This window comes from Peribacillus sp. Aquil_B1 (assembly GCF_022603275.1).
Classification (GTDB): Bacteria; Bacillota; Bacilli; order Bacillales; family DSM-1321; genus Peribacillus.
The window spans coordinates 1,813,695-1,835,483 of sequence record NZ_JAKXEE010000001.1 but is presented as its reverse complement, the minus strand read 5'-3'; the positions used below and the strand labels follow the sequence as shown (position 1 = coordinate 1,835,483).

Genomic DNA, 21,789 nt, shown 5'->3' with positions numbered 1-21,789 from the left:
CCTCACAGACAAATGTTCAAATGTTATTTAAGGTCAGCTTCCCTTATCCATTTGCTAAAATGTTTAATGTTTAATCCATTTATCATGGATTTCATCGTACTTGCCTGAATCTTTAAGTGACTTAAGCGCTTTATTCAACTCTTCAACAAATTCAGCATTTCCTTTTTTTACGGCAATTCCATATGGTTCTTCCGTAAATGTACCGCCAACAAGCTCATAACTTGGATCTTCATCTGCCATTCCATAAAGGATGGAATCATCCGTGGTCAAAGCATCTCCTTGTCCGGATTTAAGTGCAGCGAACGCTTCGGAATAGTTTTCAAATTCAAGCACTTGTGCTTCAGGAGCTTTTTCACGGATATTTATGGAAGAAGTAGAGCCCTTGACAGCCAATACCTTTTTCCCTTTCAAACTATCAATACCCTTAATATCGCTGCCCTTTTTGACTAACAAAGATTGTCCTGCGTCGAAATAAACATCAGTGAAGTCTACTTCTTTTTTACGATCTTCCGTGATTGTCATGGTCGCTACAATCGCATCTATATCACCATTATTCAATAATGCCATCCTAGTTTTAGAAGTCACTTCTTTAAATTCAACTTTATTTTCATCACCAAGGATTTCAGCTGCAAGAGCTTTGGCAATATCAATATCAAAGCCTTCAACCTCTCCAGTACTTGGATTCTTCAATCCAAATAGTCTTGTATCATTTTTCACCCCAAAAACGATCTTATCCTTTTCCTTCACTTGTGCGAGAACATCTTTTTCTTTGTCTTTGCCTCCACCCTCTTCAGCTTTGTCTGAATCGTTCCCCCCGCCGCATCCAGCTAATAAGATGACAGCCAGTAAGGATAGCAAAGATAATTTTAACCATTTCTTTTTCTTCAACATGTAATTCCCCCCTGTTTTTTTAATGATTTAATATACGGCTAAGGAATAAACGAGCCCTCTCTTCACGAGGATTTGCGTAAAACTCAGCCGGTGATGCCTCTTCTAAAACCCTGCCTTCGTCCATGAATACGATTCGATCCGCTACTTCACGGGCAAATCCCATTTCGTGCGTGACCACCACCATCGTCATTCCTTCATGGGCAAGTGCTTTCATTACATCCAGTACCTCGCCAATCATTTCTGGATCCAAGGCTGAGGTAGGTTCATCAAATAGCATGATTTCCGGTCCCATTGCCAAACCTCTGGCAATCGCTACCCGTTGCTGCTGTCCACCCGAAAGCTGAGAAGGAAATGAATTCGCTTTATCTCCAATCCCCACTTTGTCCAGATACTTCAGTGCAATCTTTTTCGCTTCCTCTTCGGATTGTCCTAGAACCTTCCTGGGAGCAAGCATGATATTCTCGAGCACGGTTTTATGAGGATACAAGTGAAAATGCTGGAAAACCATACCGATATTCCGACGAAGTTTGTTTATGTCCGTTTTTTTATCCGCTACATTTAAACCATTTATGGAAAGGGAACCTTGCGAAATGGTCTCTAGACGATTAATGCATCGGAGCAGTGTACTTTTCCCTGAACCGGAGGGTCCGATGACCACTACCACCTCCCCCTTCTTAATTGTAAGATTAATTTCTTTCAATACATGGAAATCGCCATAATACTTATTCACTCGGTCAAAAACTATCATAATTAGCCCCCTGTCCAAAACTGAAAATTTATAATAATCAGAATTCTAAAAGCATAATATAGCAATCTCTTAACTCGAAACAAATTATGTATAATCCCTTCTTCAAATATTATTTCCCAATATTTCTTAATTCATAGTGAATAGTCCGTTTTTATTGTTATTTTAAACTAGTAATTCAAATAATATATTCAATATTCACATTTTTTATTATATATAATATTTCTTAAAATTACCATATAAACTTTAAATTGTTAAAAACGATATTATATTTCATGATATTATTGCTATATTTCATAAAACAGATAAATCTAAACTGATATCCCCTTAAAAAAATTCCCTCTTTTTGTAAAAAAAATTTATTTCCCGAAAGCTTAATAAGCTCTTAAAAATACAAAAGACAGCAACTGCTGTCCTTTTCATCATTCCTTTATCGCGTCTTCAAATGGCGCTGAATATAAACCCCTTGGCGCCAGCATATCCGTATCCGATTCACGAATTTCCCCGCCGTGAGCATATGGACCTACTGGAAAAAAATCAAACAAATCACTTTCCTTATGTATGATCAAGAAATAATCGTATAAATCATCCATAAGTTCTTGATGTTCATCTATTTTCACGATTTCACCACATTCATCAAGTTCAAAATTTTCATTTATCGCATCCTGAAGTTCCTCATTATTTGAATACGTGATATAAAAATCGACATCACCGCACTCCATGCATAGCAAGAGTTTTTCTTCAAGTGACTCTTCATAGGTTTTCAGAACGATTCCCTTTAAAATGGCATCAATCTTTCCAGTATTAGTCAGTTCAATTTTAGTCTGGAACACAAAACCCCTCCAATCAAATACAGGCATTAAAAAAGTAAATGCCAGTTTAACAAGCTTGCTCTTTAAATCTAAATGAAAACTTTTGGACACCCAAACCCAAGTCCGCGAGGTCAAGAGTAATACATATAATCTGCCCGTATTCCTCTTTTAATTGGCCGGGATCCCTCTGCTTCTTGTATATAATTAGTTTGCCCACATAATTAGAATGATAATCTCCTATAATACAAAGAAAAAGATGATTGGAAGCGTAATCAGGCTTAATGATGTACTAATGAACGTAGCACTTGATACGAATTCAGGCTCCGTGTTGAATTGGAGCGCATACATCGTAGTGTTGGCTGCCGTTGGCATGGCAGCTACGATGATCATGATATGCCTGACCATATCACCCACTGGCAAGGCAAGAGATAACAGGAAGGCAATGGCCGGTGACACGGCAAGTTTAAGGAGCAGCGAAACTGATAGCTTCCGATAGGCTATTTTTTTCAGCGAAATGTTGGCCAGCTGCATTCCCAGTGTAATCATTATTGTGGGGATGGCTGCATTTGCAACAAGGTTAATAGCTTCCATAACCGAATTGCTTAAAGGTATGTTAACAAACTGAAATACTGTACCGGCAATAGCTCCATAAACAATCGGCATTCGGCATACTGCTTTAATCGCTGTTTGAACTCCGTTACCTTCCGGACTTCCCTTTGCAGCGAAATAAATGCCGATCGTGCACATCACTAACTGCTGTCCCACCATAAGGATGATTGCATAATCGAGTCCTGCGGCTCCGAATAACAGGAAAATGACGGGTGTTCCATAGTTTCCGTTATTCATGAATGCCGATGCCAATATCATGCCGCTTGTCTCAGTGACTGTATAATTGCGGAAAAAAGATATGATGTAGACTACCAGTATAAGAGAAAGACAAAGTACTATCGTGAATAAGAACAGGTAAAAATAATCAATCGTAAATTCTGCGGAATAAAAAGTTCGGAATACAAGAAAAGGTGACATTAAATATAATGCCATCGTGGATATTGATTTTGTATCAAGTTTGAACTTTTTCTGACCGATGAACCCTAAAACAAAAATACCGAATATCGGTAAAAGAACTCCCAAAAACCCCATGCACTTCACCTTCATAATCCCAATGATTTTCTTTTAACAATATCAGTTTTATTATTATTTGTAAAAATTCTTTTAACCATTTTGATTGCACGTCATATATTCTAACACAAACTGATTTTTCTTTATTTTCAGAAAATAATATTCCAATTCCCCATGCATATGGTATATTGTTTATTATATTTACGTTAAATAACTTAACATCAATACTTTTGGTTATTACTAATAAGAAGGGGTGTTTTTTAGTGGATGTAAAATTCATGGAGATGGCTGTTCAGCTTGCATATGAAAATGTATTGGCAAAGAACGGAGGGCCTTTTGGTGCTATAATCGTAAAAGATGGCAAAGTCGTAGGCAGAGGATGTAACAATGTGACAACAGCCAACGATCCTACAGCTCACGCCGAAGTCCAGGCGATTCGTGATGCATGCAGGAATCTCGACAGCTTCCAGCTTACGGATTGTGAAATATACACTAGCTGCGAACCTTGCCCCATGTGCATCGGCGCTATTTATTGGGCACGTCCAAAAGCCATTTATTACGCATGTACTAAAGAAGACGCTGCAAATATTGGCTTTGATGATCACTTTATATATCAAGAACTTGCCCTGCCAATGGAAAATCGGACAATGAAAATGAAACAATTATCTTTTAATGACCACGATTTACCATTCCGAACATGGGAAACCAATAATGAAAAAGTGAAATATTAACCGGTTATATTTTGCCAAAGGGGATACGAATATGCAAAAAGACTTGCTTAAAAGGAGAATAGACGTTGCAACAGGAAGAACACCAGCCGATTGCGTCATTAAAAACGGGAAAATCATAGATGTTTTCAATGGTGATATCTATACAGGCGACATTGCGATCGTCGATGGTTATATTGCTGGAATTGGGCGTTATGAAGGTATATCGGAAATCGATGCTGCCGGAAAATTCGTATGCCCTTCATTCATTGATGGCCATGTCCATATTGAATCATCGATGGTCAGGCCTTCTGAACTCGCAAAAATCCTCCTATTACATGGTGTGACCTGCATCGTTGCAGATCCTCATGAAATTGCCAATGTTTCTGGCAAAAAAGGCATGCAATATATGATTGAACAATCCGATCAACTTCCTTTTGACTTTTACTTCATGATGCCCTCTTGTGTACCTGCTACGGAGTTTGAACATTCTGGTGCAGTCTTAAGAAGTGAAGATTTAATTTCATTTTATCAAAACCCGAGAGTGCTTGGTTTAGCCGAAGTCATGAATTTCCCGGCTGTTTCACATACGGATGAGGATATGCTGCAAAAAATATACGATGCAAATAGACTAGGTAAAAGCATCGATGGCCATGCAGCTGGATTATCCGAACAACAGCTCGATGTTTATATGAGTGCAGGCATTAAAACGGATCATGAATGCACTACAGCGGATGAGGCAAAAGAAAGACTGCGTAAAGGAATGTATCTTATGATCAGGGAAGGCACGGTTGCCAAAGACTTAATAAACCTGGTTCCAGTTATTAATGAGAAGAACTCCCGCCGTTGTTTATTCGTAACCGATGACCGGCACCTAGATGATATTGTATCTGAGGGAAGCATCGATCACAACGTTCGACTTTCCATAGAATCAGGTGTCCCGCCAATTACAGCCATTCAAATGGCGACCATTAATGCAGCAGAATGCTTTGGTTTAAAAGAACATGGTGCAATTGCGCCTGGATACAAGGCAGACTTCCTTCTATTGGATAATCTTGATTCAGTCATCATCCACTCGGTCTTTAAAGATGGAAAGCTTATGGTTCAAAATAATCGTTTGCTTAACTATCCAACTGACGAGAATCAGGTTATTGACGACGGGTTGAAGCACTCTGTTCAATTTCATGAAATAACCGGAAATGATTTGGCGATTCCTTTTAAAAATGAGTTCGCTAATATTATTGAGATAACTCCAAACAGCTTGATTACAAAGCATACGATTGAACCGGTTACACTTAATCATGATGGTCTGTTCCAGTTCTCCGAACATGTTGATCATCTAAAACTTGCTGTTATTGAAAGACATCATCTGACCAAACATTTAGGTCTTGGAATCGTCAAAGGGCTCGGGTTGAAATCAGGTGCAATTGCCACGACAGTAGCCCATGATTCACATAATTTGATCATTGCCGGAACGAATGATTCAGATATGCTGCTGGCGGCTAAGGAAATCAAAAAAATGCAGGGTGGATTGACCGTAATCCAAAATGGGGAAATTCTCGCTTCCCTTCCCCTTCCAATAGCTGGATTGATGAGTGAATGCAGTTATATGGATGTGGTTCATTCATTGAAAAAAATTGATGAAGCCCTATTGAAACTCGGTGCTTACAGGCATTTCAACCCATTTCTTACACTTGCATTCTTGGCGTTACCTGTCATCCCTGAAATTAAACTGACGGATCAGGGTTTATTTTCGGTTTCTGAGTTTAGGCATATTCCTATTCAAGCCTCAAAGCCAGTCGATTAAATTTGACCCCCTAATCGGGGTTTTTTCTTGCCCCCAAAAACTTTTAAAAGAAAAAGGTTCCAACTCAACGTAAACGGGAAAAGGATATAATGGGTATCATCTATGGTAAAATAAAAATAAACACAAATCTTTCTTGGAGGAGATAAATATGGCAAAACATGATCAACAGAATATCATTGGATACATAGGCACTTACACAAAAGGAAACAGCGAAGGTATTTACCGCTTTACTTTAGATACAGCAGCAGGAAAACTCAGCACACCGGTTCTTGCAGCAGAATTAACCGATCCGACTTATGTCGCCATCAGCCAGGACAAAAAAAATCTCTACGCCATTTTAAAAGAAGCGGGCAGCGGTGGAGTTTCAGCCTATTCGATCAATGAAGAATCAGGTGATCTTACCTTTTTGGGTAAACAACTGACACCTAATGGCTCTTCCTGTCATATAAGTGTCGACAGCAAGAAGCAAGTCTTGGTCACTTCCAGTTATGGAGAAGGCGTGATTGAATCCTATCCGCTTCATGAAGATGCGACCCCTTTGCCTGTATCATCCACTGTTCAACTTGAAGGTCAAGGACCGAATGAAGAACGTCAGGAAAAAGCACACACTCACTTCGCTGGTTTCACACCGGATGAAAGTTTCATTGCTGTAGTCGACCTCGGAATAGATAAAGTATTAACCTATAAAATAAATAATGGGGTTTTGGAAGAAGTAAACAGCTTATCTGTTGCTCCCGGCAGCGGACCACGGCATTTGACCTTCCACCCAAACGGAAAATTTGCGTATGTCATGGCGGAACTTGTACCGGAAGTCATTGTTTTGAGCTTTGATAGTCAAACTGGAAGTTTTTCTGAATTACAAACGGTTCGCACCGTCCCGGAAGATTTCAAGGAAAATAACCAAGGAAGCGCCATTCATATTTCCGATGACGGGCAATTCATATATGCCGCAAACCGCGGACATGATAGTATTGCCGTTTACCAAATCAATCAAGAAACAGGCAAACTGGCATTCGTGGAACTGGTTTCTACCGAAGGTCATTGGCCACGTGATTTTTCATTGGACCCTAGCGGAAGATTCCTGATCGCTTCTAACGAACAATCAGGAAACCTGACACTTTATGCACGGAATGAACATGACGGAAAATTAACATTATTGCAAAAGGATGTTCATGTTCCCTTCCCTGTTTGCGTGAAATTCTTATAATCTAAAAAAAGAGGATTGAAGCCTGTACCTCAGCTTCAATCCTCTTTTTTATATTCTTCTTTAATTCCATTTCTCCGCCATTTCGGGAAAATCTATATATGGGTTACGATTACCTTGCATTTCATGTATAGCCTGGTTTCTATGTTTTTCATAAATGCTGACAGGAAATAGCCGATGCCATTCCAAAAGCAGTGCGAGGTCGATTTTGCCGCTATCGATGATTCCCTCATATCTGAGTAAAAAATACAAAGTTGCCCTCGCCACGATCCCTTTTCCGTATTCAGGCTCGAATTTACTTTCATCTGATTTCCCGCAACCCGCTTTTATGCCGGCAGCCGTTCTCTCAGGGATATAATCCTCAAAATCATGGTAAGGATAGTTACTCCGGCTGCTATTACACGTTGGTTCACAGGCGAACAGATGATGCAAATCCCCCCTCATCGGTTCTTTTTTATCGAACCATGATTGAGGTACTACATGTTCACAATTAACGAGAATGTTCTCAGAATTTATTGATTCAACACCTCTTGACAACACTTCCAGTATACGGATATCTTCCTCAATCACTTGTACAGGATCCATCCCTTTACCGGAATACAGGCTTTTCAGCTGGCCATTTTCCTGTAAGTCCACCCATGGGTAAACATGACGATGTGGTGAGTAGTTCAGTTGGTTTTTATGGGTTGCCACAAGTAGGCCCTTCAACCCTTCCCGGTCCAAGGAACCATCTTTGTAGTATGCTAGCTTAAGTTCCTGATCTTTGGTTTCATCATAGTATTCGCGGTTTTCATTGAAGTTGACTAGTGCAGCCATTGCCATTTCCCGTTCTTTTTCAAGTACTTCAAAACTATACTTCATCCACTCATCCCCCCGCTTCTATTAAAAACCTACCTTTTACCATAATTAAAGCTTAATAGAAATAGACTAAAAAAAAAAGGTGCTTTAGAAGTGTCTAACGAAGAATTTCAATAAAATGGGTAAGGATTTTTGCCGTCATTCCCCAGATTACCCGCCCCTTATATAAGTAAAAATATTCTTCCATCTGTTTCGGCTGCCATTTATAATTCTCCCCGCCAACGACTAAATCGTGGGGGAAGTTTTCATGTGGTTCCACTTTATATTCCACATGGTAAATTTCTGGCGGTTTTTCCATGAAAAAGGATAGCGGGACCGTAAAAACGGTTTCAACCTCAGCTGGATTAGGAATTATCCGTTGATGGTTACGAACAAACCCTGCATAAGGATAGACGATCATCCCAAATGGAGATACCAAATAATCGATAGGAAAGACATTATCGATATCTTCTTTTCTCAAATTAAGTTCCTCATATGTTTCCCTTAGGGCCGCCGCCTGTTCATCATGGTCCAGCTTGTCTATTTTCCCGCCCGGAAAACATATATCCCCCGGCTGCCTCCTCAGTTTGTGTGAACGTTCTTCGAAAAGAACGTGAATTCCATCTTCTTTCTCTAGAAGCGGTACCAATACAGCATACTTTGAAAAATTCCCACTCCCTAAAATTTCAGGGATATGTAATGTTAGTTTTTTTGTTATATCTTCATTATTCATGTCCCTCACCTCTTCTGCCGGTTAATATTGAGTTTCTACCACTCCTTATCATTCCATTTTCGAACATCTGCTATAACTAAGCAAGGAAAACGATTCCAAAATATTGCCTTAATTTCTGCTGGATTCCTTTTCCTCTTATTTTTCCTTGATCATAGACAAAAGCACCGTTCAAAGTTCTGAACGGTGCTAAAACTAAACGCATCAGTACCATTAAAAAAGGCATAGTATGTGTAACAAAAGGTACAAGTGCAAAATTAATTTAATATTCAGTTTTTTATCCTTATTTTCATAGTTCAGCTAGCGTTCGCTTTATCGTCGTTATGATGAATGAAAAATCCTCTTCAGTTATACTAAGTGGGGGTGCAAGAGTCAGGACATTATTGAAACCTGCTACTGTATCACCATTTTTGCCTATGATCAGCCCCTTTTCTTTGCATGATGCAATCACTTTATTGATTTTGGAAAGTTCGAACGGTTGTTTTGTCAGTTTATCTTCCACTAGTTCAATGCCTACCAATAAGCCTTTCCCACGTACATCCCCAACATTGGGATGAGATTTGATTTCTTCAAACTCTTGCAGAAAGCGTTGACCTAATTCCTTAGACCGTTCTATGAGTTTTTCATTTTCATATATTTCAATATTCTTCAAAGCAAGGGCACAGGCAGCCGGATTGCCGCCAAATGTATTTACATGTCGAAAGCGGTCATAATCGTCTGAGCCAATATACGCTTCATAAATTTCACGTTTGACTGCTGTAGCGGATAATGGCAGGTAAGCGCTCGTGATTCCTTTAGCCATTGTTACGATGTCTGGTTTTACATCATAGTTCATAAATCCGAATTTCTTACCAGTGCGGCCAAACCCGCAAATGACCTCATCCGAAATGAGAAGGACACCATTTTTCTCACAAATTTCCTTGACACGTTTCATATAACCATCTGGCGGCATCAAAATCCCGCCCCCCGTGATGATTGGTTCCATGATGACCGCAGCCACCGTTTCGCTCAACTCCCATGTAATGGTACGTTCAATTTCCGCTGCACTTTTTTCACCGCTTTCATCCTCTGGATTTCGGTAAGAATCTGGCGGTGATACATGAAGAAATCCTGGGGCGAGTGGTTCATATTTATATTTTCGCTGCGCCTGCCCGGTAGCTGACAGTGCGCCCATTGAATTACCATGATAGCCGCGATAACGGGAAATGAATTTATAACGTCCATGTTCACCTTTTTGCTGATGATACTGCCGTGCAATTTTAAAAGCAGCCTCATTCGCTTCTGAACCGCTGTTAGAGAAGAAAATCACATAATCCCCGCCAAGCCATTCATTTAATTTCTCTGCTAGCTTAATGGCCGGGATGTGACTATTCGTTAAAGGGGCATAAGGAAGTTCCTTCAACTGCTCGTAAGCTGCTTCAGCCAGTTCCGTTCGGCCATAACCAACGTTGACACACCATAAGCCTGACATCCCGTCCAGGAAACGGTTCCCATCAACATCCGTTATCCATGCTCCTTGCCCGTTTTTAATCACCATTGCTCCAGGACTGGATTCAGCCCCTTTCATATGATGCCAAACATATTTACCATCCATCGCTTTAAGATCCTGACCCTGTTTTTCAACCTGCATAAGCTACACTCCTCCTAAAAAGATGTATAAAGGAAGGCCGACCACAATTTGAGCCGACCTCCTTTTTCCTATCAATATCTTGCCGTCAACATTTTCTTTCTAGTGTAAAATTCAACTCCGTCTTTGCCATTGGCATGAAGGTCTCCATAAAATGAACTTTTATAGCCGGAGAATGGAAAGAATGCCATTGGTGCGGGTACACCAAGGTTAATGCCAAGCATCCCTGCATCAATTTCTTCGCGAAATTCCCGGATGGCTTTTGCACTATCCGTATAGAGGCAGGCACCATTGGCAAATTCAGATTTATTGGTCAATGCGATTGCTTCTTCAAGGGTGTTAACCCGAACTATGGATAAGACAGGGGCAAAAATTTCATCACTCCATATTTTCATATTTGGTTTCACATGATCAAATAATGTCGGTCCAACGTAATAGCCATTTTCCTGATCGCCTTCATTCCTGCCATCACGAAGGAGGACAGCTCCTTCTTTTTCCCCGATTTCAATATATTGTTCTGTTCTTTTTTTATGAGTATCACGGATCACTGGTCCCAGGAAAACGTCCTTATCCATTCCATTTCCAATCTTGATATCATCCGCTGCAGCCTTTAATCTCTCAACGAGCGAATCTCCAACTTCTCCCACCGCAACAACCACTGACGCAGCCATGCAGCGCTCGCCTGCAGATCCGAAAGCGGCATTCGTAATGTTCGTTACCGCATTATCCAAATCCGCATCAGGCATGACGATTGAATGATTTTTCGCTCCTGATAAAGCCTGGACACGTTTTTTATTGGCAGCTGCCGTTTTGTATACATACTCTGCGACAGGCTGGGATCCAACAAATGATACCGCTTTAATGTCTTCATGTTCCAATATCCCATTCACGACATCGTGGGCACCATGGACAATATTGACAACACCATCCGGAACACCGGCTTCTGTCAATAATTCCACCAGACGGTTGGCTAATAGCGGTGTCCGTTCTGAAGGTTTTAAGATAAACGTATTTCCACAAGCTATTGCCAGCGGGAACATCCAACATGGCACCATCATCGGGAAATTAAACGGCGTAATCCCGGCAACGACACCCATTGGATAACGATACATGCCAGATTCAATACCTGGGGAAATATCAGGAAGCTGGCTGCCCATCATCAAGGTAGGCGCACCTGCTGCGAACTCCACACATTCAATCCCACGCTGAACCTCACCATATGCTTCTGTATAGCTTTTTCCATTTTCGATTGTGACCAGCTTTGCAAGCTCATCCCAGTGTTCTATCAATAATTGCTGATAACGGAATAAGAAGCGGGCTCTTTTTGGAACGGCGACCTTTTTCCATTCTTTAAACGCCTTTTTAGCAACCTGCACCGCTTGGTTTACATCTTCCTTTGTTGAAAGGGGAACGATCGCCAAAGCTTCTCCTGTTGCCGGATTAGGCACTTGTTCATGTTTCGATGCTGTGGAATCCACCCATTTGCCACCGATATAATTTTTCAGCGTTTTTACTTCATTTATTACTGCCATTAAAGAAACCCTCCATTTCAACACGATTTTATAGTTTCATTATATTTTTCAAACGGACTTTTTACATTAGACGTTTTGTATAGTTTTTGATTCAATATTTGCACATATTGTTTGTTTTTTATTTTCCCATATTCATAATAATCATGAACAGAAATTAACGCTTTCAAAACCGATGTATTTTTCCTTATTTCTTTTTTAATCAGCAGACTCCAAAGCCATCATTTTATAATGGAATATAGCTTTAAGTCTTCATGATTTCCCTTAACAAACATTCCTTTTCTTATGATTCCCTCAAAAGACATACCAGCCTTTTGCATGACACGCTCTGAACCCAAATTCTCAACGAAGCACCTTGCTTGTATGCGAACCAGGTTCATATTTTCAAAGCCAAAGGCGATTATCTTTTGCACTGCCTCCGTCATCAAGCCACTCCCCCAATATTCGGGAGCAAGCACATACCCGATTTCTGCACTTTGATGATCAACCTGCCATGAAACAAAATCAATCGTACCAATCAACTTACCACTTTCCTTGTGTTCTATGCCCCATGGGGCGATTTTCTTATCCTCATAATTTTGCAGGATAAATCTGATAAAATCTTTTGTATCACTTAGGGAACGATGAGCTTCCCATGTGACGTAACGGGAAACTTCACTGTTGGATGCATAAGCGAACATGTCTTCAGCATCATTCATGGTGACTTTCCTCATGACCAAACGTTTTGATTCTATATTAGGCAGCTGTCCATATATGTCTTTCACGTTCATGAATACACCCTATTCCATTGATTATTAGTATTATAGCAAGATTGTTAAACAATCGCTTTCCGAATTGAAAGATTTTCTGAATTTACGTATAATTCGGAAAAATGGATACAGGAGGTTAGTTATGCCAAAAAGGAAACTCATAATAAGCCAAAATTTGAATGAGCTCTTATTACAGAAAATTAAAGAATTGGTTCCCGGGTGGACGGTTATCACCGGAAGATCTCCTGAAATATGGAGAGATCATATAGCCGATGCTGAAGTGATCGCAGGCTGGAAGGCGGAAATGTCTGTATCCATTGACGCCAGCAAAGTAAAATGGATCCAAACATGGAGCGCTGGAGTGAATGCATTACCCCTGGAAAATTTAGAACAAAAGAATGTTCAGATTACAACTGCAAACGGTGTTCATGCGTATCCCATTTCAGAGACTATTTTTGCGTTAATGCTTGCCTTAACAAGAAAAGTAGATACATATATTAAGCAACAGCAAACAAAGACTTGGCATCACGCATATATGAAGCAGGAAATTCATGAAAAGACCATCGGAATCATCGGTGTCGGAAAAATCGGAAAGGAAACCGCAAAAATTGCCAAGGCTTTTGGCATGACCGTATTAGGAATGCGCCATTCCGATAAATCAGAAGAATTCGTCGATGAGATGTTCACACAAGAACATTTGAATGATCTACTTCCTAGGTGTGATTATATTGTCGTGACATTACCTTTGACTCCAAAAACAAAGAATATGTTCGGGAAAAAGGAATTAAACTTAATGAAGCGCTCCGCTTTTTTCATTAATATAGGAAGGGGAAATCTCGTCATTCAAAACGAATTGGTTCAAGCGCTTATGGAAAAAGAAATTGCGGGTGCTGGACTTGATGTGTTTGAAACGGAGCCACTTCCAGAGAATAGCCAATTATGGGAGTTGGACAATGTAATCATCACGCCGCACACATCCGGAAATACGGAATTTTACGACCAAAGGCTCATTCATGATATTTTCATGCCGAATTTAAAGAACTATTTAAATGGTAAAAAACCTTCAACAAATTTACTTGATTACAAAAAAGGGTATTAACAATTGTTCATTCATTGTGTACATAAATAATCTTCTCATGTTAGCTTGCAGATTCCGACATTATCTGTTATATTTAAAAAGAATTATTTTTGTTCGGGAAGATTGATTAGTGAAAAACTTTTCGTCTAATGATTGAGCAAGGGTAGTAACACAATGTGTGGATTCACACTAGGAGGCAACAACAATGGAACAAGGTAAAGTAAAATGGTTTAACGCAGAAAAAGGATTTGGCTTCATCGAACGCGAAAACGGAGACGATGTATTCGTACATTTCTCAGCTATCCAAAGCGAAGGATTCAAATCATTAGACGAAGGTCAAGAAGTTACTTTTGAAGTTGAGCAAGGTCAACGTGGACCCCAAGCTACTAACGTTCAAAAAGCATAATTTTAAATACAATATATAACGGACCCTACTTGTAGGGTCTGTTTTTTTTTGATTAAAAAAGTAGTCATAAAAAAACCCTATTCACGGGGAATAGGGAACATGAAACAAGTTTAGTAAATGGTAAACCCAGTATAACACACTAAGAATAGAATCCCTAATTTATCCGAAAAGTAAAAATTATCACGCACTTCCCCTTGTTTTCCCAGCCCATTCCATTCCATCATTTCTTATCCACTTCATATGTTCGATCCGTTCCCCAAGGATAGAACGGAGGCATGTCAGTACTGCTTTTCATCTTGAAATCAGCTTTCCTTTTTTCGAGGAAAGCTTCGATACCTTCTAGTGCATCCGCTTGTTTTCCGGTCCAATGAATCATTTTCGATTCTATTTTGTGTGATTCAACAGGATGGTTTGCACCGAGCATGGACCACATTAATTGCCGGGATAACGTCACAGAAACGGAAGAAGTATTTTCCGCAATATCTGTTGCAATTTCCATTGCAGCAGACATCAATTCGTTTGGCTCGACGATTTTGTTTACCAACCTTCCCTCATATGCTTCACTGGCCGAAATCATCCTGCCGGTAAAAATCCATTCGGAAGCTTTGCCCATTCCAACAAGCCTGGGTAAGAACCAGCCGCTGCATGCCTCCATCGTTATCCCCCGCCTCGCAAATACAAAACCCATTTTTGCATCTGTTGAAGCGATTCTAATGTCCATGGGTAACGTCATTGTGATCCCAATCCCGACTGCCGCTCCATTAATGGCCGCTATCATAGGTTTCTTCATCTCGAAAATCCGTAATGACAACATCCCCCCTGCATCGCGATATTCAACCAGAGGAGTGTGATCCATGAAGGTTTCTGCACCTTTTTCCAAGTCCATTCCAGCACAAAATGCATCCCCTGCGCCAGTTAAAATGACGGCTCGTACGTCATCATTTTCATCCGCTTCATTAAAAGCGTGAATCATTTCCTCACACATCTTTTCATTAAAAGCGTTCATTCTCTCAGGACGATTCAGAGTAACAATCATGACACGATCGACGATTTCACTAGTTATCGTGGAATACAATAACAGTCCCTCCTTCTCTCACAAATTGAAACATTCAACAGATTTTTAGTTTTTACATATAATTACATATTAAATGTTTTATTTTCAGATTCCTAGTTATTTGTTTTGACATACTGATAAAAATTTTTGTCTCCAAGATAATCGCTTCTACTCAAAAAAATATCTTACATAAACGTGTAACAAAAAAGACCAGTCGCAAACGCAACTGGTTTTTTTGTTCACCAATATAAATGACAAGCAACGTAGTGCCCTGGTTTTTGTTCTTTCCATTCAGGTACAGCACTGGAGCATATCTCCATCGCTTTAGGGCAGCGTGTCCGGAATACACAGCCGCTTGGCGGATTGATGGGACTTGGTACATCGCCTTTAAGTACAATTCTTTCCCGTTTAATAGTCGGGTCCGGGATCGGCACTGCAGAAAGCAAGGCCTGTGTGTATGGGTGAAGCGGGTCTTTCGTTAAAGAATCACTATCTGAAAGTTCCATCATTCTTCCAAGGTACATGACTAAAATTCGATCTGAAATATATTTGACCATCGATAAATCATGCGCGATGAATAAATATGTCAGTCCCATTTCTTTTTGCAGTTCTTTTAATAAGTTGACCACTTGAGCCTGTATCGAAACATCCAAGGCAGAAATTGGTTCATCACAAACAATGAATTTAGGATTTAATGCCAACGCCCTTGCAATTCCAATCCGCTGGCGTTGTCCACCACTGAATTCATGCGGAAAACGAGTGATATGTTCGGGACTTAAACCAACCAGCTTTAACAGGTCTTCAACCCGTTTTCTTCGCTCTTTACCTTTGGAAATCCCATGAATGGCAAGTGGTTCCCCTATTAATTCCTCCACCTTCATCCTTGGATTCAAGGATGCGTAGGGATCTTGGAAAATCATTTGTATTTCACGGCGGATATGTGACATTTCCCCAGGTTTGTAATCGAAAATATTTTTCCCTTGAAAAAGAACTTCTCCATCTGTCGGTTCATATAATCGAGTGATTGTACGACCTGCAGTCGACTTACCGCACCCGCTTTCCCCAACAAGTCCGACAGTTTCCCCTGGATAGATTTTGAGATCCAAACCATCTACCGCTTTCAGCGATTGAGAACCAATAGGAAAATGCTTCTTCAGATTCTTTATTTCAACAAGAGGAGAATTTTCGTTGTCTGTCTTTTCTTTTACGGCCTTATTTTTCAGTGAAACCATTGGTTCTCCTCCTTTATGCATTAGTCGGTGCTTGTACCTGTGCTGCCTTGGCCATCGGGTGGTGCAGCCAGCATGCGGCTGTCTGACCTTCTTCCACTACTTCAAGCTCCGGATCATGGTCTTTGCACACTTTCATTGCTGATTCACATCTTGGGTAAAATGGGCATCCTTTTGGCGGATCCAATAAATCCGGTGGTGATCCGATAATCGGAACCAACGGAGCCGTCTTTTCCATATCCAGCCTTGGCACCGTTTTAAGCAGACCTTTTGTATATGGGTGCTGCGGGTTTGAAAATATAGCCTCTACCGTACCCGTCTCAACAACCTTGCCTGCATACATGACGACTACCCGTTCACAAGTTTCCGCAACCACACCTAAATCATGAGTGATTAAAATGATGGAAGTATCCATTCTTCGCTGGATATCTTTCATCAGTTCCAAAATTTGCGCTTGTATCGTTACATCCAATGCAGTTGTAGGTTCATCGGCAATCAGTAATTTCGGTTCGCAAGCAAGGGCCATCGCTATCATTGCCCTTTGGCGCATACCACCTGAAAACTCATGCGGATATTGCTGCATCCTTTTTTCCGGCTGTGGAATACCTACCAGTTTCAGTGTTTCCAACGCCCGTTCGTATGCATCATTTCGGGACATGTTTTTATTATGCTTTAAAATGCCTTCCATGATCTGGCTGCCGATTTTTGTCGTTGGATTGAGCGAAGTCATCGGATCCTGGAAAATCATGCTGATTTCATTTCCGCGAATCCTCTGCATTTCCTTTTCACTCATTTTAAGAAGGTCTTTACCGCCAAAGTTTATCGACCCTTTTCCATACTCTGCTGGGGGTGTTTCCAATAATCTCATGATAGATTTCGCTGTAACACTTTTGCCGCATCCGGACTCCCCAACAATCGCAACGGCTTCCCCTTTTTTTACGTCAAAATTCACACCGCGAACCGCTTGCACTTTTCCTGCATAAGTATGGAAGGTGATTTGTAAATCGTTGACTTCTAATAGGTTCTCCATCATCGTCCCTCCTATTCTAGTAATATCACATCATTATGTTAGGACTCATTTATTTCCGTAGTTTTGGATCTAAGGCATCCTGCAATCCATCACCAGCCACATTGAACGCGAACATCGTTAAGGAAATCAATATTGCCGGGATTAAGAGTTGATAGAAATTCCCTACCAGAATGCTTCCCAGTGCATCACTTGTCAATGTTCCCCAGCTTGCCTGAGGTGCCGGAACTCCCAGTCCTAAAAAGCTAAGTGTCGCTTCGGCAAAAATGGCAGTAGGTACAGTCAACGTTAAATTGACAAGGATCGGTCCCATTGTATTTGGAATCATGTGTTTTCTTAAAGTCCAGCTCGTATTGGCTCCAGAGATTGTTGCAGCATGGATATATTCATTCTCTTTCAGTTGTAACACCTGTCCCCTTACCAGTCGCGCCATTGGAATCCACCCCGTAATCGACATTGCAATGATGATCGGCAGGATACCAGGTTTTAATACGACCATCATTAAAATAACCATCAATAGGTAGGGAATCGCATAGATCACCTCAGCGAAACGCATCATGATATTATCCGTGCGTCCACCGCGAATGGCTGAAATCCCGCCATAAAGGACACCAATTAAAAAGTCAATCAACGCGGCCATCAATCCAATGAACAAGGATATCCTCGCACCATACCAAGCTCGCGTAAATAGATCCCTTCCTGATGAATCCGTTCCAAACCAATGCTCGCTATTCGGGCTAAGATTCTTTTTCTCGAAATCTTGCCCATAATAAGTATATCCGTTAATATACGGACCAAAAATCGCCATCAAGACCAAGAGGATTATAAGAATAAATCCAGTCATGGCCAGCTTATTTTCTTTAAATCGACGCCAGACGTCAGACCAATATGAAACTGTAGGTCTTGCTATTTTTTCAGCTTCCTTAAAGTTGCCTTCGGCGGGTTGGAACATATCTTCGGTTAAATGCACTTTATCTGCCATTATTTCTTCTCCCCCGTCACTTTAATTCTAGGATCAATCAACGTATAGGCTATATCAACGATGAATATCAATAGAATAAGCACCGCACTATACACAATTGTGGAACCAAGAATCACCGGGTAGTCCCTGTTGGATATTCCCTTTACGAACATATCTCCCATGCCAGGAATACCAAAAATACGTTCAATGATGAAGCTTCCTGTCACGATATTAGCCGTAAGGATGCCCAGAACCGTGATAATCGGCAATAACGCATTCCGAATCGCATGTTTGATTATGACACCGCTCCGTTTCAATCCTTTGGCTTTTGCTGTCAAAATGTAATCCTGCCCCATTACTTCAAGCATGCTTGTCCGCATCAGTCTCGCGATGAAAGCAAGCGGCATCATGGAAAGGGCAATGGATGGTAAAATGGTATGCTGCCATGTCGCCCATGTAGCAACAGGGAATATATTCCATTTAATCGCAAAATAATTGATTAAAATAGTCGCAAGGATAAAGTTAGGAACGGAAATCCCTACGATGGCAATGATCATTGATAAATAGTCGGGCCATTTATTTCTTTTCAGTGATGCCACGACACCCAAAATGAGCCCAAAGAAGATGGCAATCACCAAAGCTTGTGCCCCTAAGTGCAAGGACACCGGAAACCCCTTCAAAATGTAATCATTCACGGAAATGGATGAGGATTTCAATGAAGGACCAAAATCAAATTGAACGACTTCCAATAAATAATTCCCATATTGGGTCAACAACGGCTTGTCCAATCCATAGTGGACTTGAAGGTTTTCATAAACAGCAGGAGGCATGGCTCCTTCTTTTGCAAATGGATTTCCCGGAATCGTATGCATTATGATGAACGTTAATGTAATAACAGCCCATAAAGTAATAATCGCCCATTTAAAACGGTTTAATGTATATCTCAACATGGTAATCACCCCAATCATCGATTTTCTAAGAAGTTGAAAACGGAAATGAATGCATGAAATATTCAAATTCGCAATTGAAAAATGGGGTATGTCCTTAATCGGACATACCTCCCATTTCACTATTATCCTTCTATTATTTTTTATCCGCGTAAATAAAGTTCGGATAAGCGTTAATTGGAGCAAAAACTCCAGTAACATTCGATTTAACCATATATGGTTTTGTATAGAAGTAAACCGGAAGGATCGGCATTTCGTCAATCATGACTTTCTCTGCTTTATGCAAAGCATCCATGCGTTCTTTTGGATCCATTGTAGATTTTGCTTCTTTTAATAAATTATCATATTCTTTGTTTGACCAACCTGCATCATTATAGGCGCCGTCCGTTTCCCAAAGCATGAATGTCATCGGGTCAACATAGTCACCAACCCATCCTGCACGGGAAATTTCAAAGTCACCAGCTTTTTCACGGTCAAGCTTAACTTGGAATTCTGCATTTTCAAGTGTCACTTCTACACCCAAGTTATCGCGCCACATTCCTTGAACCGCTTCAGCAATTTTCTTGTGTGAATCTAACGTGTTATACAAAATTGAAAACTCTGGTAATTCTTTCATGCCTTCTTCAGCAAGTCCTTCTTTTAACAATTTCTTAGCTTCGGTAACATCTTCCTTAAATAGGTTACCTGTATTTTCCTGGAAATCTCCAGTTGCATCAGGAATACCCGGAGGGACTACGCCGAAAGCAGGCTTTTGTCCGCCTTGAGCAACATTTTCGGTGATTTTTTGACGCTCGATAGCCATTGAAAGCGCTTTCCTTACTTTTGCATTATTGAAAGGTTTCACTTCCGTATTAAAGTTGTAGTAGTAAACAGCAAGTTCTTTGCCCATTTTGAATTCTTTATCATCAGAATTGACCATTTGACCTTGAATATCCACTGGCAGTGGATAAGCGAGGTCCAATTCGCCACTCTGATACATTTGCCATGCTGTATTTTCATCTTCAATTAGAGCAAAGTTAACTGCATCCAATTTGATTTTATCTTTATCGTAGTAATTTTCATTCTTTTCGATTTTCAGGCTTTCTTTATGTTTCCATTCCGTTAATTTGAACGGCCCGTTTGAAACGTGGGTTTTTGCATCCAAAGCCCATTTTGGGTTTTCTTCCTGTACCTTTTTATTGATTGGATAGAAAGTATAGAAAGAAGTCAAGTCAAGGAAATACGGTGTAGGCTGTTCCAAAGTAACGACTAATGTATGTTCGTCTGTCGCTTTAACCCCTACGTCCTCTTCCTTCCCTTTCTTACTGTTGTATGCTTCCCCGCCTTTTAGATAATAAAGTTGGTAAGCATAATCAGCAGCCGTTTCCGGTTTCAAAGCATATTTCCAAGCATATTCGAAGTCATTGGCTGTAAGCGGATCTCCATTTGACCATTTCAAACCATCTTTCAATTTGAATGTCCACGTTAATCCATCTTCACTTATTTCCCATGATTCTGCAGAACCAGGTACGATTTTGCCTTCTTCTGTTTTCTTTGTCAGTCCCTCAAATGTATGTTCAAGGATCCATGATTCATGAGTACCTTGTGCATTTGCAGGGTGAAGCGAACCAGGTTCACTCGAATTGTTTACGTTTAATACTTTTGATCCGGATGAGTCACCCGAGCCTCCTTCTTTTTCATTCGAAGTTTCCTTCGAACCGCCATTGCATGCCGCAAGCATAAGCATGATGGCCATAAGAAGAGCAAGCACTGAAAATTTAGACTTTTTCAAAAAATATTCCCCCTCATCTTTAATCTTTCTTAGAATAATCCCATTTAAGAGATTATCCTTCTAACACCTATTAATCTTCCGTATAGTACAAATAATGTCAGCGAGGAAAGTTAGAAGCATTCATTGCAGGAATTCACCAAAAAACAACTAGCGAACCGTTTGCATAAATCTGTATTTCTACCTATAAAAGCAATTAATGCAGTTTACTAGTTAAAAATCACCCTCTTTTCAACCTCGCTAAGGAAACTATACCTCGAATTAAAGATGTTGAATTTTAAGTATATTACGAATAAATCAAAAAATCAATAAACCAGTGAGTACTTTTTCACAATATAGTAATTAATTGCTAATCAATTCGATCTAGATACTAGGTAAATAGAAATGATCACCTAATTGTCGTAAAAAGGACTTCCGGCTTCCAGGTGTTTTTCCAAACACTTCTAAATCAGTATTCATATAGGTTCTCTCGTCTATTTATTTCTAAATATTCTAATAATTTAGAGTGGATTGGTTACTAAGACCACTTTCCTAGCAACCCATCCCCTCTCATATCATATAT

General features: G+C 40.3%; 20 protein-coding genes. 5 read left to right on the top strand and 15 right to left on the bottom strand.

The features are described 5' to 3' along the window. Positions 1-63 precede the first annotated feature (63 nt). The 4 genes from MPH60_RS09085 to MPH60_RS09070 form a co-directional block, all read right to left on the bottom strand. Complete coding sequence (locus tag MPH60_RS09085; RefSeq protein ID WP_101225415.1) at positions 64-891, bottom strand: transporter substrate-binding domain-containing protein; 828 nt, start codon at positions 889-891, stop codon at positions 64-66. A gap of 19 nt (positions 892-910) precedes the next feature. After that, complete coding sequence (locus MPH60_RS09080; RefSeq protein WP_048687119.1) at positions 911-1,639, bottom strand: amino acid ABC transporter ATP-binding protein; 729 nt, start codon at positions 1,637-1,639, stop codon at positions 911-913. A gap of 419 nt (positions 1,640-2,058) precedes the next feature. Next, a complete protein-coding gene (locus tag MPH60_RS09075) occupies positions 2,059-2,469 on the bottom strand; it encodes a hypothetical protein (RefSeq protein WP_241590829.1) in 411 nt (136 codons plus the stop codon). 216 nt (positions 2,470-2,685) lie between these two features. Next, complete coding sequence (locus MPH60_RS09070; protein ID WP_241590831.1) at positions 2,686-3,588, bottom strand: AEC family transporter; 903 nt, start codon at positions 3,586-3,588, stop codon at positions 2,686-2,688. A 257-nt stretch (positions 3,589-3,845) separates the two neighbouring features. On the opposite strand from MPH60_RS09070, the gene MPH60_RS09065 reads away from it, so the two are divergent. From MPH60_RS09065 to MPH60_RS09055, 3 genes are all read left to right on the top strand, one after another. Next, a complete protein-coding gene (locus tag MPH60_RS09065) occupies positions 3,846-4,298 on the top strand; it encodes a nucleoside deaminase (protein WP_241591045.1) in 453 nt (150 codons plus the stop codon). Between the two features lie 31 nt (positions 4,299-4,329). Beyond that, positions 4,330-6,081 carry an adenine deaminase gene (gene ade / locus MPH60_RS09060; protein ID WP_241590833.1) on the top strand — a complete coding sequence of 584 codons (1,752 nt, stop codon included), beginning with the start codon at positions 4,330-4,332 and terminating at the stop codon, positions 6,079-6,081. A gap of 148 nt (positions 6,082-6,229) precedes the next feature. Then, a complete protein-coding gene (locus MPH60_RS09055) occupies positions 6,230-7,288 on the top strand; it encodes a lactonase family protein (RefSeq protein WP_241590834.1) in 1,059 nt (352 codons plus the stop codon). A 60-nt stretch (positions 7,289-7,348) separates the two neighbouring features. On the opposite strand, the gene MPH60_RS09050 is transcribed toward MPH60_RS09055, so the two are convergent. The 5 genes from MPH60_RS09050 to MPH60_RS09030 all read right to left on the bottom strand — a co-directional run bounded on the left by MPH60_RS09050 (position 7,349) and on the right by MPH60_RS09030 (position 12,778). Continuing rightward, complete coding sequence (locus MPH60_RS09050; RefSeq protein WP_241590836.1) at positions 7,349-8,146, bottom strand: endonuclease I family protein; 798 nt, start codon at positions 8,144-8,146, stop codon at positions 7,349-7,351. A 94-nt stretch (positions 8,147-8,240) separates the two neighbouring features. Then, positions 8,241-8,855 (bottom strand): NUDIX hydrolase, encoded by a 615-nt coding sequence (locus tag MPH60_RS09045; protein ID WP_241590839.1) that lies wholly within the window; start codon positions 8,853-8,855, stop codon positions 8,241-8,243. 286 nt (positions 8,856-9,141) lie between these two features. Next, positions 9,142-10,482: an aspartate aminotransferase family protein gene (locus MPH60_RS09040; protein WP_241590841.1), complete on the bottom strand. Its 1,341-nt coding sequence runs from the start codon at positions 10,480-10,482 to the stop codon at positions 9,142-9,144. Between the two features lie 71 nt (positions 10,483-10,553). Continuing rightward, entirely contained in the window at positions 10,554-12,011 is a 1,458-nt protein-coding gene (locus MPH60_RS09035; RefSeq protein WP_245406318.1) for a CoA-acylating methylmalonate-semialdehyde dehydrogenase, read from the bottom strand. Between the two features lie 218 nt (positions 12,012-12,229). After that, positions 12,230-12,778 carry a GNAT family N-acetyltransferase gene (locus MPH60_RS09030; RefSeq protein WP_241590842.1) on the bottom strand — a complete coding sequence of 183 codons (549 nt, stop codon included), beginning with the start codon at positions 12,776-12,778 and terminating at the stop codon, positions 12,230-12,232. Positions 12,779-12,899: 121 nt separating this feature from the next. Here MPH60_RS09030 and MPH60_RS09025 point away from each other — a divergent pair, with 121 nt between their 5' ends. Both MPH60_RS09025 and MPH60_RS09020 read left to right on the top strand, forming a co-directional pair. Beyond that, positions 12,900-13,856, top strand: coding sequence for a D-2-hydroxyacid dehydrogenase (locus tag MPH60_RS09025; RefSeq protein WP_241590844.1), 957 nt, complete (start codon positions 12,900-12,902; stop codon positions 13,854-13,856). Positions 13,857-14,040: 184 nt separating this feature from the next. After that, a complete protein-coding gene (locus tag MPH60_RS09020; protein ID WP_029714163.1) occupies positions 14,041-14,241 on the top strand; it encodes a cold-shock protein in 201 nt (66 codons plus the stop codon). 220 nt (positions 14,242-14,461) lie between these two features. Here the strand turns inward: MPH60_RS09020 and MPH60_RS09015 are convergent, their stop codons facing one another. The 6 genes from MPH60_RS09015 to MPH60_RS08990 form a co-directional block, all read right to left on the bottom strand. Next, positions 14,462-15,316 (bottom strand): crotonase/enoyl-CoA hydratase family protein, encoded by an 855-nt coding sequence (locus MPH60_RS09015; RefSeq protein ID WP_241590846.1) that lies wholly within the window; start codon positions 15,314-15,316, stop codon positions 14,462-14,464. A gap of 218 nt (positions 15,317-15,534) precedes the next feature. Beyond that, on the bottom strand, positions 15,535-16,527 hold the full coding sequence (locus MPH60_RS09010) for an ABC transporter ATP-binding protein (RefSeq protein WP_241590847.1): 993 nt from the start codon (positions 16,525-16,527) through the stop codon (positions 15,535-15,537). Positions 16,528-16,540: 13 nt separating this feature from the next. Then, the gene (locus MPH60_RS09005; RefSeq protein WP_241590849.1) at positions 16,541-17,554 is read right to left on the bottom strand and encodes an ABC transporter ATP-binding protein; all 1,014 of its coding nucleotides are present in this window, start codon (positions 17,552-17,554) and stop codon (positions 16,541-16,543) included. 49 nt (positions 17,555-17,603) lie between these two features. Continuing rightward, the gene (locus MPH60_RS09000; RefSeq protein WP_076369602.1) at positions 17,604-18,533 is read right to left on the bottom strand and encodes an ABC transporter permease; all 930 of its coding nucleotides are present in this window, start codon (positions 18,531-18,533) and stop codon (positions 17,604-17,606) included. After that, positions 18,533-19,462, bottom strand: coding sequence for an ABC transporter permease (locus MPH60_RS08995; protein ID WP_034311122.1), 930 nt, complete (start codon positions 19,460-19,462; stop codon positions 18,533-18,535). The genes MPH60_RS09000 and MPH60_RS08995 overlap by 1 nt, the downstream gene beginning before the upstream one ends. 133 nt (positions 19,463-19,595) lie before the next feature. Beyond that, positions 19,596-21,230 (bottom strand): peptide ABC transporter substrate-binding protein, encoded by a 1,635-nt coding sequence (locus MPH60_RS08990; protein ID WP_241590852.1) that lies wholly within the window; start codon positions 21,228-21,230, stop codon positions 19,596-19,598. Positions 21,231-21,789: the final 559 nt, after the last annotated feature.